Below are 15,454 nucleotides of genomic sequence, written 5' to 3'. Positions count from 1 at the left end.
CGAAGTCATTTTTTGCGCGAGGGGGTGATGGCTTCGGCTCTTTTGATGCCGGAAGGCTTATCGGTTTTTTGTGGATAAGGATCGTTGCCCGCGTCACCTTGTCCGGTGAGGATCTTCCAGCCGTTCAGGACGTGCGCTGTCTTGCGAAACTGCGGGCAGGGCGGCATCGAGGTTTTGGCTTGATTGGAATACTGATGGCCGCAATCAACGCACTCATAAGTGCCAGGAGAAACATCGCTGCCGTAGGGAACGTAGTCTTTTTGCATGGGTAGATCTCCGTTGGATTAGGGGAAGATCCTAGGGAGATTTGTTCTGAGGGAATGTCGGGCGTTTCTCTGAATGGCGTCGGACGTTTCTTGCTCGCACAAAAAAGATCGCAGGCTTCGTCAGTGCCTACAGGGAATTCATACAAATGAAGTTCCGCTTGGGCGCTGCCGTAGCCTGCGATCTTTTTAGGTTTCAGCGATCAGGGACGCTTGCGATTGCTGATCAGCGTGCCCACACCGGTGTCGGTGAAGATTTCCAGGAGGATCGCGTTCGGCACACGACCGTCGATGATCAGCGAGCTGCCGACACCGCCCTGAACCGCTTCCAGCGCGCAGCGGATCTTCGGCAGCATGCCGCCGTAGATGGTGCCGTCGGCGATCAGGTCGTCGACCTGCTGGGTGCTCAGGCCGGTCAGGACCGTGCCCGACTTGTCCATCAGGCCGGCGATGTTGGTCAGCAGCATCAGCTTTTCGGCTTTCAGCGCTTCGGCAACCTTGCCGGCGACCAGGTCAGCGTTGATGTTGTACGACTCGCCGTTTTCACCGACGCCGATTGGCGCGATCACCGGGATGAAGTTGCCTTTGACCAGCAGGTTCAGCAGTTCGGTGTTGATCCCGACCACTTCGCCCACCTGACCGATGTCGATGATTTCCGGCTGGGTCATCTCCGGGGTCTGGCGGGTGACGGTCAGTTTCTTCGCGCGAATCAGCCCGGCGTCTTTACCGGTCAGACCGATGGCGCTGCCGCCGTGACGGTTGATCAGGTTGACGATGCTTTTGTTGACCTGACCGCCCAAGACCATTTCGACGACGTCCATGGTCGCCGCATCGGTGACGCGCATGCCGTCGACGAAGTGGCTTTCGATCGACAGGCGCTTGAGCAGATCACCGATCTGCGGGCCGCCACCGTGCACGACCACCGGGTTGATGCCCACGGCTTTCATCAAGACGATGTCGCGGGCGAAGCCGGTTTTCAGCTCCTCGCTTTCCATCGCGTTGCCGCCGTATTTGATCACCAGGGTCTTGCCGACATAACGTCGGATGTAAGGCAACGCTTCGGACAGGACCTGGGCGGTATGGGCGGCGGCTTCGCGTTCGAGGGTCATTCAGGGCTCCGGGTGGATCAGAACGGTAGTTGGAGATCAGGTGCAACGCGTTTCAGTTGGGCGTGGAACACGTCTTTGATGCGCTGTAACTCAGCCTCGTCATCGGCCTCGAAGCGCAGCACCAGCACCGGTGTGGTGTTGGACGCGCGCACCAGGCCCCAGCCTTTGGCGTAATCGACTCGCACGCCGTCGATGGTGGTCAGGTCAGCGCCTGCGCCCCACTGTGCGTCGTGCAGTGCATCAATGATGCTGAATTTGCTCTCTTCGGTCACATGGATATTGATTTCCGGTGTAGAAATATCGTTCGGGAAGGTCGCAAACAGCTCTTCCGCGGTGGATTTTTCCTTGCTGAGGATCTCCAGCAGCCGTGCAGCGCTGTAGATGCCATCGTCGAAACCGAACCAGCGCTCCTTGAAGAAGATGTGCCCGCTCATTTCACCGGCCAATAGAGCACCGGATTGTTTCATTTTCTTTTTGATCAACGAATGACCGGTCTTCCACATTAGCGGGCGACCGCCGTACTCCTTGATCAGCGGCACCAGGCGGCGGGTGCATTTGACATCGAAGATGATTTCCGCGTCCGGGTTGCGCGCCACCACGTCGCGGGCGAACAGCATGAGCAGGCGGTCCGGGTAGACGATGCTGCCGGTGTTGGTCACCACGCCGACACGGTCACCGTCGCCATCGAAGGCGAGGCCGATATCGGCGTTGGTTTCCTTGACCTTGGCGATCAGGTCGACGAGGTTTTCAGGCTTGCCCGGGTCCGGGTGATGGTTGGGGAAGTTGCCGTCGACTTCGCAGAACAGCGGGATGACTTCGCAGTTCAATGCTTCGATCAGTTGCGGGGCGATCACGCCGGCTGCGCCGTTGCCGCAGTCGACCACGACTTTCATACGTCGGGCCAGTTTGACGTCCTGAACGATTTCGGTGGTGTAGCGGTCGAGGATCTCGACCTGGGTGACGCGGCCCTGACCGCTGGTCAGGTCATTGGTCTTGATGCGCTCGTGCAGCACCTGGATCTGTTCGTTGGCGAGGGTGTCGCCAGCGATCACGATCTTGAAGCCGTTGTAGTTCGACGGGTTATGGCTGCCGGTGAGCATCACCCCCGACTTGCCGGCCAGCACGTTGGCCGCGTAGTACAGCGCCGGAGTCGGTACCAGGCCGACGTCGCTGACGTGGCAGCCGCTTTCGGCGATACCGCGGATCAGTTCGGCCACCAGCTCCGGGCCGGACAAACGGCCGTCACGGCCGACCGACACGTTCGGCTCACCCTGGGCCAGGCTCTGCGAGCCGATGGCGCGGCCGATCCAGTAAGCGGTTTCGGCATTGAGGAATTCCGGCACGGTGCCGCGAATGTCATAGGCGCGGAAGATGCTGTCGGGCAGCTTCGGGGCGATCTTGGCTGGGGTGCTCATCTGCACAAATGCTCCATCTCGAAAGTGGCGGGACAGACCGACGATTCACTCGGCGGTAGGCTCAAACTGAAGGGTATGACGGCGTTTTCCACGCAGAGTTCGTGGTATGAAAGGGCCATGACGCCTTGTCTGGCGTGGCTTTCGGCCGGCAAAACCTTGATTTTCGGTGCTAAAACCTGCTGCCGATGTAGCGCATTTTTTGTGATGAGAGGATAAATCCCCTCACCACAATGATTTCTATCCGGTTACTTGGTGCCGGTATGGCCGAAGCCGCCCGCGCCGCGTTCGGTTTCAACGAACTCTTCAACCATTTCGAAGTGCGCCTGCACCACCGGTACCAGCACCAGTTGCGCCAGACGTTCGCCGACGGTCATGGTGAAGTCGTTCTGGCCGCGGTTCCAGCAGGACACCATCAGCGGGCCCTGGTAATCGGAGTCGATCAAACCGACGAGGTTGCCCAGCACGATGCCGTGCTTATGGCCCATGCCCGAGCGCGGCAGGATCAGCGCGGCAAGGTTCGGGTCGCCGATGTAGACCGACAGACCGGTAGGGATCAGCACGGTTTCACCCGGCTTGATCACGATGTCCTGTTCCAGCATGGCGCGCAGGTCGAGGCCGGCGGAGCCTGGCGTTGCGTATTGCGGCAGCGGGAATTCAGTACCGATGCGTGGGTCGAGGATCTTGGCTTGCAAAGCGTGCATGTAAATTAAACCTGGTTCAGACGTTCGGCGATAAAAGTGACCAGTTGGCGAGCGATCTTGCTCTTGCTGGTCTGGGCGAAAACCGTGGCGTGTAGCGCACGGTCAATCACGCTGCAGGCGTTTTCTTCGCTGTTGAAACCGATGCTCGGGTTAGCGACGTCGTTGGCGACGATCAAATCGAGATTCTTGTCCTTCAGCTTGCGTGCAGCGTAGTCGAGCAAGTGTTCGGTCTCAGCGGCAAAGCCGACACTGAACGGACGGTCGGGACGGGTCGCGATGGTGGCCAGGATGTCCGGGTTACGCACCATTTGCAGGACGAAGCCGTCGCCGCTCGTAGGATCTTTCTTGAGTTTTTGCGGGGCAACGACTTCCGGACGGTAGTCCGCCACCGCTGCCGAGGCGATGAACACGTCGCACGGGATCGCCGATTCACAGGCCGCGAGCATGTCGCGGGCGCTGACCACATCGATGCGCGTAACGCGATCCGGCGTCGGCAGGTGCACCGGACCGCTGATCAGCGTGACGCGGGCGCCGGCCTCTACCGCGGCTTCAGCGAGGGCAAAGCCCATTTTTCCGGAGCTGTGGTTGGTGATGTAGCGCACCGGGTCGATGTTTTCCTGGGTCGGGCCGGCGGTGATCACCACGTGTTTACCGGTCAGTGCCTGACGCTGGAAGCAGTCCGCCGCGCATTGCGCCAGATCGGTGGCTTCCATCATGCGGCCCATGCCGACGTCGCCACAGGCCTGGCTGCCTGAGGCCGGGCCGAAAGTCTTCAGGCCACGGCTTTCCAGGAGTTGCAGGTTGGCCTGGGTCGCCGGATCGCGCCACATCGCCTGGTTCATCGCCGGGGCGACGGCCACTACCGCGTCGGTGGCCAGCACCAGGGTGGTCAGCAAATCGTTGGCGATGCCTTGCGCCAGACGCGCGAGCAGGTCGGCGGTGGCCGGGGCGATCAGCACCAGATCGGCCCACTTGGCCAGCTCGATGTGGCCCATCGCGGCTTCGGCGGCCGGGTCGAGCAGGTCGAGGTGCACAGGGTGGCCGGACAGGGCCTGCATGGTCAGCGGGGTGATGAACTCGGCGCCGCCATGGGTCATTACCACGCGCACTTCGGCGCCCTGGTCGATCAGGCGACGAACCAGATCAGCGCTCTTGTAGGCCGCGATGCCGCCGCCGACGCCCAGAACGATGCGTTTCCGATACAGCCGCTGCATAGGTCTGCCTTTCATTTCGTGGGTGACATACGTGGCGAAACCCCCTCCCCAGGGTGAATTCGCCCGCAAAAAAGATGGGCTACGATATCACAGCGACCGCTACGGAACAGCGGCGCCCACAGACAAGGAATGTGTATGAGTATTCGCGATTGGCCTGCGGCGGAACGGCCGCGGGAGAAGCTACTTGAACAGGGCTCGGGAAGCCTTTCCGATGCCGAATTATTGGCGATTTTTCTGCGTACCGGGGTCTCCGGCAAAAGCGCTGTGGATCTGGCGCGACATCTTTTGAGCCAGTTCGGCAGCCTGCGGGTTTTGCTCGAAGCCGATCTTTCGGCATTCAGCGAGCAACTCGGTCTGGGGCCGGCGAAGTACGCCCAGCTGCAAGCGGTGCTGGAGATGGGCCGGCGGCATTTGGCCGAGCGCATGCGCAAGAAACCGGCGCTGGAGAATCCCCAGGTAGTTCGCGATTACCTCAAGGCGATGCTGCGGCATGAGCCACATGAGGTATTTGGATGTCTATTTCTGGACTCCAAGCACCAGGTGCTGAATTTTGAAGCGCTGTTTCGCGGCTCGATCGACAACACCAGCGTCCATCCTCGACAAGTGGTCAAACGCGCGCTGGCGAACAACGCTGCTGCGCTGATCCTGTGTCACAACCATCCATCGGGAAACCCTGAGCCGAGTCAGGCGGACCGGCTGCTGACCAAGCGTCTGCAAAAGGCGCTGGAGCTGATTGATGTGCGGGTTCTGGATCACTTCATCATTGGTGACGGGGAGCCGCTGTCGATGGCAGAGTGTGGCTGGATGTAGCTTTCAAGACCAAACGCTAACCCCTGTGGGAGCGGGCTTGCTCGCGAAGGCGGTGGGTCAGTCGCTAAAAATGTTGGCTGATCCGACGCATTCGCGAGCAAGCCCGCTCCCACAGGGGGGTGTGTTGTAGAGGGTTATTTCAGGTTGACCCTGGAGTAGTCCTGGCGACCGAACGGGCTCACCGAGTAACCCTGCACGTCCTTGCGCGTCAACGCATAAGCGGTCGGGTGCGCCAGCGGCAGCCACAACGCCTGCTGCTGAATCTGCGCCTGTGCCTGCTCATACAGCTTGGTCCGTACACCTTGTTCGCTGGTGGTCTTGCCGGCACTGATCAGCTTGTCCAGATCGGCATTGCAGTACCGCGCGAAGTTGGTGCCTGACTTGATCGCCGCGCAGGAAAACTGTGGCGTGAGGAAGTTGTCCGGATCACCGTTGTCGCCGGCCCAGCCCATGAACAACAGGTCATGCTCGCCGGCCTTGGCGCGGCGAATCAGCTCGCCCCACTCGATCACGCGGATTTCCGCCTGAATACCGATTTCCGCCAGATCCGATTGCAAGAGCTGAGCGCCGAGGCTCGGGTTCGGGTTGAGCAGGCTGCCGGACGGGCGGGTCCAGATGGTGGTCTGAAACCCGTCCTTGAGTCCGGCCTTGGCCATCAACGCCTTGGCTTTTGCCACGTCGTGTGGATAGCCCGGCAGGTTCTTTGCGTAGCTCCAGGTGTTCGGCGGGTAAGGGCCATTGGCCGGTTCTGCGGTATTTTCGAACACGGCTTTGACGTAGTTGGCCTTGTCGAAGGCAAGGTTGATCGCCTGGCGCACTTCCGGCTTGTCCAGCGGTGGGTGCTGGCTGTTGATGCCGACGAAGGCGGTCATGAAGGCGTCAGTCTTTTCCACTTTCAGCGTCGGCTCTTGCTGTGCTGCTTGCACATCCAGCGGTTTCGGCGAGAGGGCGATCTGGCACTCGTTGCGCCGCAGCTTTTGCAGGCGCACGTTGGCGTCCGGGGTGATGGCGAAGATCAGCGGGTCGACCGCCGGCTTGCCGCCAAAGTAGTCCGGGTTGGCCTTGTAACGAACCGAGGCGTCTTTCTGGAAGCGCGTGAAGACGAACGGACCGGTGCCGATCGGCTGGCTGTTGAGTTTGTCAGTCGCGTCGGCCTTGAGCAGCTTGTCGGCGTATTCGGCGGAATAAATGGAAGCGAAGCCCATGCTCAGGGTCGCCAGGAACGTCGAATCCGGATGGTCGAGGGTAAAGCGCACGGTCAGCGGGTCGAGTGCGTCGATTTTCTTGATCAGTGCCGGCAACTGCATGGACTGGGCGTGCGGGAAGCCGCTTTGCGCCACCTTGTGCCAAGGGTTGGCCGGGTCGAGCATGCGGTCGAAGCTGAACTTGACGTCTTCGGCGCTCAGGGTGCGGGTCGGCTTGAAATAGTCAGTGCTGTGAAACTTCACCTGCGGGTGCAGCTTGAACACATAAGTCAGGCCGTCGGTGCTGACTTCCCAGCTATCGGCCAGGCTTGGCACGACTTTGCCGCTGGCGGTGTCGAACTCCACCAGACTGTTCATCAGCACGTCGGCCGAAGCGTTGGTGGTGGTCAGTGAGTTGTATTGCACCACATCGAACCCTTCAGGGCTGGCCTCGGTGCAGACGCTCAGGGCGGCAGCCTGGGCCAGGGGGCTCAGCAGAAGCGGAGCGAGCAACAGGGGTAGGGCAGCGAGGCGCATGGTCGGCTTCCTTTACAGATCGAAGGCCATCTGCAGGTGCAGTCTGGAAAAGGGTTACCCTAGAGGGCGGGATTGCAAATGACTATCCCCTTTTTGCATTTTTGGGGCAGGGCAGGGGCTTTTTTCAGACCGCGGTGCGTGGCGAAAAGTCGGAAACACCCTTGAGAGCGGTTTTCTTCGACGAGTGGTCAAAACTCGCGGCAGCCTTTATCCAAAGCCCCTGCAGCCGGAAAATGTGCCTTTTTACCGGTTGATTGCACATCCATTGTTGTTGCACCCCGGTCTTTCTGGTATAAAGCAGCGCTCTTTTCTAGGGGCCCGGTTCCTTCACTGTAGGTGTAGCCGGTAAGACCTCTAAAGAAACGCGGCGCCTGGCGCCAAATGACTGAGAGATTAAGCGGCCAACCCATGCCGGGTTGGGCATGTGGTTTTAGAGGGCTGAGGCATGTCGAGAGTATGTCAAGTTACCGGTAAGGGTCCGGTAACCGGGAATAACATTTCCCACGCAAACAACAAAACCCGTCGTCGTTTCCTGCCGAACCTGCAGCATCACCGCTTCTGGGTTGAAGAAGAGAAACGTTTTGTGCGTCTGCGCGTATCTGCCAAAGGCATGCGTATCATCGACAAGCGTGGCATCACTGTCGTGCTCGCCGAACTTCGCCGCGATGGCAAGATTTAAGGGAGCTAATCATGCGTGAATTGATTCGTTTGATCTCGAGCGCCGGTACTGGTCACTTCTACACTACCGACAAGAACAAGCGTACTACCCCGGACAAAATCGAGATCAAGAAATATGATCCGGTTGTTCGCAAGCACGTGATCTACAAGGAAGGCAAAATCAAGTAATTGATTTTTCCCGACTTACGAAAAAGGCCCGTATCTCACGATACGGGCCTTTTTTGTTGCCTTGGATTTCTGTGCTGTCCGGTCGGGCCCCTTCGCGAGCAAGCTCACTCCTACCGTGGAATGCGCTCACCTGTAGGAGTGAGCCTGCTCGCGATAGGGCCGGATCAGCCAGCGAAAATCCTCAAGCCTCCTGTTCAAAGATCACATAGACCTTGCGGCAAGCCTCCAGCACTTCCCAGGTGCCACGGAACCCTGCCGGAATCACAAAGCGGTCGCCAACACGCAAGGTCTTGGCATTGCCATCGCTGTCACGCAGCACCGAGACCCCCTGCAGAATTTCGCAATATTCATGCTCGGTGTAATTCACTGTCCATTGACCAACCGCGCCTTCCCACACGCCAACGCCCATTTGCCCACAAGGGCTTTCGTATTGATGGAACACCGCTTGTTCAGGGTCACCTTTGAGCACTTTGGCCGGGTCCGGGCGATAGCGTTCGGCTTCGCTGCTGGTCAGGCTGATGTCGACGACGTTCTGGATGTTCATTGTTGTTTTCTCCCGTGATGACGGCGCGTTGGCTTGAAAGGGCCAAAGTCTATGTTTATTAAAATGAACACCGCAAGGCCGTATGGCGCGCTTATGTCAAATATATTGAAACAACCCCGGTCGCTGGTTTAGGGTGGCGGGTGCCTTGGGCCGAAAAGCAGGCTGGCCAGGCAGCATTCCTGAAGACGACCGCGAACAACGCGGCGCTCTATTCAACAAGAGGAGGACACTCGAATGACCACCCTGACTCGTGCCGATTGGGAACAACGCGCCCGCGACCTGAAGATCGAAGGCCGCGCCTACCTCAATGGCGAATACACCGACGCCGTCTCCGGCGAAACCTTCGAGTGCATCAGCCCGGTCGATGGCCGTCTGCTGGGCAAGATTGCCAGCTGTGATGCCGCCGACGCCCAGCGCGCCGTGGAAAACGCCCGCGCCACGTTCAATTCCGGTGTCTGGTCGCGCCTGGCGCCGACCAAGCGCAAAGCCACCATGATCCGTTTCGCCGGCCTGCTCAAGCAGCACGCCGAGGAGTTGGCGCTGCTCGAAACCCTCGACATGGGCAAGCCGATCAGTGACTCGCTGTACATCGACGTGCCGGGCGCGGCGCAAGCGCTGAGCTGGAGCGGCGAGGCAATCGACAAGATCTACGACGAAGTCGCCGCCACGCCGCACGATCAACTGGGTCTGGTGACCCGCGAGCCGGTCGGCGTTGTCGGCGCCATCGTGCCGTGGAACTTCCCGCTGATGATGGCCTGCTGGAAATTGGGGCCTGCGCTGTCCACCGGTAACTCGGTGATCCTCAAGCCATCGGAAAAATCCCCGCTGACTGCCATCCGCATCGCCGCGCTGGCCGTTGAAGCCGGTATTCCAAAAGGCGTGCTCAACGTGCTGCCGGGTTACGGCCACACCGTTGGCAAGGCGCTGGCCCTGCACAACGACGTCGACACCCTGGTGTTTACCGGCTCGACCAAGATCGCCAAGCAACTGATGATCTACGCCGGCGAATCGAACATGAAACGCGTGTGGCTGGAAGCCGGTGGCAAGAGCCCGAACATCGTGTTTGCCGATGCGCCGGACCTGCAAGCCGCTGCCGAGTCCGCCGCCAGTGCCATCGCCTTCAACCAGGGCGAAGTCTGCACCGCCGGTTCGCGTCTGCTGGTCGAGCGTTCGATCAAGGACAAATTCCTGCCGATGGTGATCGAGGCGCTGAAAGCCTGGAAGCCGGGCAACCCGCTGGATCCGGCGACCAACGTCGGTGCACTGGTGGATACGCAGCAGATGAATACCGTGCTGTCGTACATCGAATCCGGCCATACCGACGGCGCCAAACTGGTGGCCGGCGGCAAGCGCATCCTGCAGGAAACCGGTGGCACTTACGTTGAGCCAACGATTTTCGACGGCGTGAGCAACGCGATGAAGATCGCCCAGGAAGAGATCTTCGGCCCGGTGCTGTCGGTCATTGCGTTCGACACTGCCGAAGAAGCGATCCAGATCGCCAACGACACGCCGTATGGCCTGGCCGCTGCGGTATGGACCCAGGACATTTCCAAGGCGCACCTGACCGCCAAGGCACTGCGCGCCGGCAGCGTGTGGGTCAACCAGTACGACGGTGGCGACATGACCGCGCCATTCGGCGGCTTCAAGCAATCGGGCAACGGTCGCGACAAGTCGCTGCACGCGTTCGACAAGTACACCGAGCTGAAGGCGACGTGGATCAAGCTGTAAGCCGTTGAAGGGAGCCTGGCTCGTTCAGGCTCCCGAACCATACAGAGATCCCTGTGGGAGCAAGTCTCTGTGGTGAGGGGATTTATCCCCGATGGGCAGCGCAGCGGCCCCAGAACCGGACAATGCGGATTTGCAGATACACCGCATGTACAGGTTTTGCGACTGCTGCGCAGCCGATCGGGGATAAATCCCCTCACCACAAAGGTTTGCTCCCACATTTGGTTTTGTGGTGCACAGAAGAATATCCACAGGAGCGTGGACCATGCGTTGGGCGACGTATTTCGCCGTGTTGGCGTCTGTCTTGAGTGTCGGTCTGGCCCTGGGGGTCAGCATGCCGCTGGTGTCGTTGCGCCTGGAGGGCTGGGGTTACGGTTCTTTCGCCATCGGTGTGATGGCGGCGATGCCGGCGATTGGCGTGTTGCTGGGGGCGAAGATTTCCAGCCATCTGGCGGCGCGTTTCGGCACGGCCAACCTCATGCGTCTATGCCTGTGGGCCGGGGCGCTATCGATCGGCCTGCTGGCGCTGTTGCCGAGTTATCCGGTCTGGCTGGTGCTGCGTCTGATGATCGGGGTGATCCTGACCATCGTGTTCATCCTCGGCGAGAGCTGGATCAACCAACTGGTGGTGGAGAACTGGCGCGGGCGGCTGGTCGCTCTGTATGGCAGCAGTTACGCGTTGAGCCAACTGTCTGGTCCGTTGCTGCTGGGCGCGCTCGGCACTGAGCACGATTATGGGTTCTGGGTCGGGGTCGCTCTGCTGACCGTCTCGCCTTTTCTGTTGATGGGCCGCAGCGGTGCGCCGAGCAGTGAAGCCAGCAGCGTGACCTTTGGCGATCTATGGGGTTTTGCTCGCGAGTTGCCAGCGATTGCCTGGGCGGTTTCGTTGTTCGCCGCGTTCGAAGCGATGATCCTGACGTTGCTGCCGGTGTATTGCCTGCAGCAGGGCTTCACCGCCGAGATCGCGTTGGCAATGGTCAGCACCGTGGTGGTGGGCGATGCGCTGCTGCAACTGCCGATCGGTGCGTTGGCGGACTACCTGTCGCGGCGCACATTGTTCACCGGCTGCGCCGTGATCCTGATGCTGTCGAGCCTGGCGATTCCAATGCTGATCGATACGCTGCTGATCTGGCCGTTGTGGGTATTGTTCGGTGCCAGCGCCGGCGGGTTGTTCACCTTGTCACTGATCCTGATCGGCGAGCGTTATCGCGACGATGCGCTGGTGCGAGCCAATGCGCACATTGCGCAGTTGTGGGGTGTGGGGTGTCTGATCGGGCCTTTGATGGCAGGGGCGGGCAGTCAGTGGATCAACGGGCATGCGTTGCCGTTGTTGATGGCGGTCGGGGCATTCGGGTTGGTGATTTTGCTGATGCGCCAAGGTGCATTCGGTACCGAGCCACAGCCTGCTTGAATACTTCCCTGTGGGAGCGGGCTTGCTCGCGAAAGCGGTGTGTCAGTCAGCACATTAGTTGAATGTGAAACCGCATTCGCGAGCAAGCCCGCTCCCACAAGGGACCGCACACAAATGCGATTACAGCATCCGCTCAAGGCCGACTGAGGTACTGAGCCACGCATTGAAGCGCCGCCACCAGCTCCCCGGTTCCTTGGTCAGCGTGTGCCGCTGGCCGTTGTCCTCGGTCACCCAGACGATCTTGCCATCCTGCAGTTGCGCCTGATAACTCAGCGCTGGCGCCATGCCTTGCAGGGCCAGTTCGCGCACGTGCTCGGCCAGTTCCGGGCTGTCGACCAGGACCCCGACTTCGGTGTTCCACAGCACCGAACGCGGGTCGAAGTTGAACGAGCCGATAAACGCTTTCTGCCGGTCGAAAATCATCGCCTTGCTGTGCAGGCTGGAATCCGAACCTCGAAACGACTTGCTGTAAAACAGGTGTGGCCCGCTGCCGTTGTTATCCCCAGGCTGCCGGCGCAGTTCATACAGCTTCACCCCATGCTCCAGCAGCGCCTTGCGGTACGGCGCATAACCGCCGTGCACCGCCGGCACATCGGTGGCTTCCAGGGAATTGGTCAGCAGGCTCACCGAGACTCCGACGTTGGCGCGCCCGGTCAGGTACACCAGCCCCGGCTGGCCAGGGACGAAGTAGGCCGAGATCATGATCAGCTCTTTGCTGACGCCCTTGAGCTCTGGCGCCAGTTGCGTGGTCAGCAGCAACTGCGGGTCCGGCTCGTCCTTGGCCAGCACCTTGCTCGGCGCATCCCATAGGGCCTGGTTCCAGGCCCAGATCAGTTCCTTGCGCCAGATGTCCATGCGCGGGGCGGTCTTGAACGTCATCAGCTGTTGATACAGCGCGTGATTCTGTTTGCGGGTTTCATCCAGCGACTCTTCCAGGCGCGTGCGGGTGTTCTGCAAGTCCTTGGCGGTCGGTTTGCTGGAGAGGAATTCGTCGATCGGCTTGCTCAGCGCGCTGTTCCAGTACTGGTCGAAACTGTGTCCGAGCTGTTCGGCCACAGGTCCCACGCTGAGCATGTCGATATCGGTGAAATTCAGGTTCGGCTCGGCATCGAAATACTCATCGCCCAGATTGCGCCCGCCAACGATGGCCACGCTGTTGTCCGCCAGGAACAGTTTGTTATGCATGCGCCGGTGTTGCAGCGACAGGTTGAACAAACGCCCGGCGGCGCGGGTCACGCCAGTGCTGCGGCCCAGGTGCAGCGGGTTGAACAGGCGGATCTGGATCTGTGGATGCGCCGCCAGCGTGGCGATAATCGTGTCGAGGCCGTCGCTGGTGGTGTCGTCGAGCAGGATGCGCACACGCACGCCACGGTCAGCGGCCTTGAGCAGTTCCTCCACAAGCATCCGCGTGCTGACGCCGTCATGGACGATGTAGTACTGCAAGTCGAGGCTGGTTTGCGCGTTGCGGATCAGCTCGGCGCGGGCGGTGAATGCCTCGGTGCTGTTGGACAGCAGGCGAAAACCGGAACGGCCCTGATAGGGCGCGGCCTGGGCCTGGATCGAGCGGCCGAAGCTGGAGCCCGACGCCGGCAGGGCCTGGCTGGGCTCGCGCGGGACGTCGAGGCTGGCGCAGCCGCTCAGGAGCGAGGCGAGCATCAGCAAAGCGAGTAGGGGCTGTCTGAGGCTCACGTAGGATCATTCCGGTCGGCGGCAAAGGTCGGCATATGGACGCTGATCACTCGAAAAAGGTCAGTCGGCTTCGGCCAGCAGTTTGCTTGCGGCTGCACCGACCTTGCGCACCGCCTCTTCGATCTGCGGTGTCGGTTTGGCAGCGTAGTTCATCCGCAGACAATTGCGGTACTTGCCCGAGGCGGAAAAGATGCTGCCGACGGCAATCTGTACGCCTTGATCATGCAGGGCGCGATTGAGCTTCAGCGTATCGAAACCTTCGGGCAATTCGACCCACAGCATGAAGCTGCCCTGAGGGCGGCTGGCGCGGGTGCCGGCCGGGAAATAACGCGTGACCCAGTCGATCATTGCGTCGCGATTGCGCTGGTATTGAGTGCGCATCCGCCGCAAATGCGGTTCGAAGTAGCCACCTTTGAGAAATTCGGCAATGGCAATCTGCGGCTGCGGCGCGGTGGAGCCGGTGCTGATGTATTTCATGTGCAGCACCCGCTCCAGATAACGTCCCGGCGCGACCCAACCGATGCGCAGCCCCGGCGCCAGGGTCTTGGAAAACGAACTGCACAGCAGCACGCGGCCATCTTCGTCGAAGGATTTGATCGTGCGTGGACGCGGGTAGGTGTAGGCCAGTTCGCCATACACGTCGTCTTCGATAATCGCCACGTCGTAGCGCTGCGCTAGGTTGAGCAGGGCGCGTTTTCGCGACTCCGGCATGATGTAGCCGAGCGGGTTATTGCAATTCGGGGTGAGTTGAATGACCTTGATCGGCCATTGCTCCAGCGCCAGTTCCAGCGCTTCGAGACTGATGCCAGTGAGAGGGTCGGTAGGAATTTCCAAGGCTTTCATGCCGAGGCCTTTCAACGTTTGCATGGCGCCGTGAAAGCTTGGCGAATCGACCGCGACAATGTCGCCCGGCTCGCAGATCGCGTGGATGCTGGTGGACAGCGCTTCATGGCAACCGGTGGTGATGACCAGGTCGCTGGCGCTCAACTGGCAGCCGGAATCGAGCATCAGTCGGGCGATCTGTTCGCGCAGCTCAAGGGTGCCGTGGATGTTGTCGTAATACAGGCCGGGCATGTCCTGGCGACGGCTGATTCGCGCCAGTCCGCGCAGCAGCGGTTTCATGGTTGGCGTGGTCACATCGGGCATGCCGCGACCCAGTTGCACCACGTCCTTGCGCGGCACCGCGCGAATCAGTTCCAGCACCTGATCCCACTGCGAAATCTCCACCGGCCGCTGCGCCGGACGCCCGACAGCAGGCAGCTCCGGCAGCTCGCGACCGACCGGCACGAAGTAGCCGGACTTGGGTTTCGGCGTTGCCAGGCCGCTGTCTTCGAGCATGCGATAGGCCTGCTGCACCGTGCTCAGGCTGACACCGTGTTCTACGCTCAAGGCGCGCACCGAAGGCAGGCGATCGCCAGGACGGTAGAAGCCTTGTTCGATGCGGGTGCCGAGCAGCTCGGCGAGGTTCACATACAGGGTCATGGGACTGCCTCGATGCAGGTGATTCGTTAAACCAGTACAGATGCGGCAAAAATCGGTGATTCAGTCTCAGGTACGGCAAATCTGTATGGGGTTAATACAGATGTGTTGAATCTGTAATGCTTTTACTGACCCGCGCATCATGGAATCTCTGGCTACCCAAGTAAACAGGAGCGACAAAAATGAACGGCTTGAGCGATGTGCGGCTGACGTTACACAGTCAGGAACTGGAGGCAGGGCAGAGGGACGGTGCGCGCAATGAGATGTTGCGCAACGCGCCGTCCGGCCTGAGTCGCTGGGGCCTGTTCTGGCATCGTCTGCACACGCGCAAGGCATTGCTGAACCTGACGCCGGAGCAGCTCAAGGATGTCGGGCTGACCCGCGAGCAGGCGCAGGAGGAGGGGTTGAAGCCGTTCTGGCGGATCTGACAACCACCGATCGTTCCCACGCTCTGCGTGGGAACGCCGCCCCGGATGCTCCGCGTCCGCTGTGACGCAGAGCGTCACTGGATGCATTCCCACGCAGAG

14 protein-coding genes and 1 pseudogene are annotated in these 15,454 nt (G+C 60.5%); 6 read left to right on the top strand and 9 right to left on the bottom strand.

The genetic code is table 11. The features are described 5' to 3' along the window. Nucleotides 1-5: 5 nt before the first annotated feature. The 5 genes and pseudogenes from PseAD21_RS14460 to coaBC form a co-directional block, all read right to left on the bottom strand. Nucleotides 6-266 carry a hypothetical protein gene (locus PseAD21_RS14460; RefSeq protein WP_102356277.1) on the bottom strand — a complete coding sequence of 87 codons (261 nt, stop codon included), beginning with the start codon at nucleotides 264-266 and terminating at the stop codon, nucleotides 6-8. A 200-nt stretch (nucleotides 267-466) separates the two neighbouring features. Beyond that, nucleotides 467-1,372 (bottom strand): acetylglutamate kinase, encoded by a 906-nt coding sequence (argB, locus tag PseAD21_RS14455; protein WP_003229488.1) that lies wholly within the window; start codon nucleotides 1,370-1,372, stop codon nucleotides 467-469. Between the two features lie 17 nt (nucleotides 1,373-1,389). Beyond that, nucleotides 1,390-2,766 (bottom strand): annotated as a pseudogene (locus tag PseAD21_RS14450) (phosphomannomutase/phosphoglucomutase); the annotation flags it as partial. A 266-nt stretch (nucleotides 2,767-3,032) separates the two neighbouring features. Next, nucleotides 3,033-3,488: a dUTP diphosphatase gene (gene dut / locus PseAD21_RS14445; RefSeq protein WP_047596787.1), complete on the bottom strand. Its 456-nt coding sequence runs from the start codon at nucleotides 3,486-3,488 to the stop codon at nucleotides 3,033-3,035. 5 nt (nucleotides 3,489-3,493) lie between these two features. Then, entirely contained in the window at nucleotides 3,494-4,702 is a 1,209-nt protein-coding gene (gene coaBC, locus PseAD21_RS14440) for a bifunctional phosphopantothenoylcysteine decarboxylase/phosphopantothenate--cysteine ligase CoaBC (RefSeq protein ID WP_095119812.1), read from the bottom strand. A 135-nt stretch (nucleotides 4,703-4,837) separates the two neighbouring features. Between coaBC and radC the strand changes: the two genes are divergently transcribed. After that, on the top strand, nucleotides 4,838-5,512 hold the full coding sequence (radC, locus tag PseAD21_RS14435; protein WP_102356275.1) for a DNA repair protein RadC: 675 nt from the start codon (nucleotides 4,838-4,840) through the stop codon (nucleotides 5,510-5,512). A 134-nt stretch (nucleotides 5,513-5,646) separates the two neighbouring features. On the opposite strand, the gene PseAD21_RS14425 is transcribed toward radC, so the two are convergent. Continuing rightward, complete coding sequence (locus tag PseAD21_RS14425; protein ID WP_102356274.1) at nucleotides 5,647-7,233, bottom strand: ABC transporter substrate-binding protein; 1,587 nt, start codon at nucleotides 7,231-7,233, stop codon at nucleotides 5,647-5,649. A gap of 445 nt (nucleotides 7,234-7,678) precedes the next feature. On the opposite strand from PseAD21_RS14425, the gene rpmB reads away from it, so the two are divergent. Together rpmB and rpmG are read left to right on the top strand one after the other, a co-directional pair. Continuing rightward, nucleotides 7,679-7,912, top strand: coding sequence for a 50S ribosomal protein L28 (rpmB, locus tag PseAD21_RS14420; protein ID WP_007920377.1), 234 nt, complete (start codon nucleotides 7,679-7,681; stop codon nucleotides 7,910-7,912). Nucleotides 7,913-7,923: 11 nt separating this feature from the next. After that, entirely contained in the window at nucleotides 7,924-8,079 is a 156-nt protein-coding gene (rpmG, locus tag PseAD21_RS14415; protein WP_003177274.1) for a 50S ribosomal protein L33, read from the top strand. Between the two features lie 181 nt (nucleotides 8,080-8,260). Here rpmG and PseAD21_RS14410 read toward each other — a convergent pair whose 3' ends face one another. Continuing rightward, the gene (locus PseAD21_RS14410; protein WP_102356273.1) at nucleotides 8,261-8,623 is read right to left on the bottom strand and encodes a cupin domain-containing protein; all 363 of its coding nucleotides are present in this window, start codon (nucleotides 8,621-8,623) and stop codon (nucleotides 8,261-8,263) included. Between the two features lie 234 nt (nucleotides 8,624-8,857). Here PseAD21_RS14410 and PseAD21_RS14405 point away from each other — a divergent pair, with 234 nt between their 5' ends. Beyond that, nucleotides 8,858-10,351 carry an aldehyde dehydrogenase gene (locus tag PseAD21_RS14405; protein WP_102356272.1) on the top strand — a complete coding sequence of 498 codons (1,494 nt, stop codon included), beginning with the start codon at nucleotides 8,858-8,860 and terminating at the stop codon, nucleotides 10,349-10,351. A gap of 262 nt (nucleotides 10,352-10,613) precedes the next feature. Further along, entirely contained in the window at nucleotides 10,614-11,759 is a 1,146-nt protein-coding gene (locus tag PseAD21_RS14400; protein ID WP_102356271.1) for an MFS transporter, read from the top strand. A 120-nt stretch (nucleotides 11,760-11,879) separates the two neighbouring features. Here the strand turns inward: PseAD21_RS14400 and PseAD21_RS14390 are convergent, their stop codons facing one another. After that, the gene (locus PseAD21_RS14390; protein WP_102356270.1) at nucleotides 11,880-13,448 is read right to left on the bottom strand and encodes a phospholipase D family protein; all 1,569 of its coding nucleotides are present in this window, start codon (nucleotides 13,446-13,448) and stop codon (nucleotides 11,880-11,882) included. Nucleotides 13,449-13,508: 60 nt separating this feature from the next. Next, nucleotides 13,509-14,930: a PLP-dependent aminotransferase family protein gene (locus PseAD21_RS14385; protein ID WP_102356269.1), complete on the bottom strand. Its 1,422-nt coding sequence runs from the start codon at nucleotides 14,928-14,930 to the stop codon at nucleotides 13,509-13,511. Between the two features lie 179 nt (nucleotides 14,931-15,109). On the opposite strand from PseAD21_RS14385, the gene PseAD21_RS14380 reads away from it, so the two are divergent. Beyond that, complete coding sequence (locus tag PseAD21_RS14380) at nucleotides 15,110-15,355, top strand: DUF1127 domain-containing protein (protein WP_102356268.1); 246 nt, start codon at nucleotides 15,110-15,112, stop codon at nucleotides 15,353-15,355. Nucleotides 15,356-15,454: the final 99 nt, after the last annotated feature.

Source organism: Pseudomonas sp. AD21, from assembly GCF_002878485.1.
Classification (GTDB): domain Bacteria; phylum Pseudomonadota; class Gammaproteobacteria; order Pseudomonadales; family Pseudomonadaceae; genus Aquipseudomonas.
Note: the sequence above shows the minus strand (reverse complement) of the source record. Positions and strands in the feature narration are given on the sequence as shown.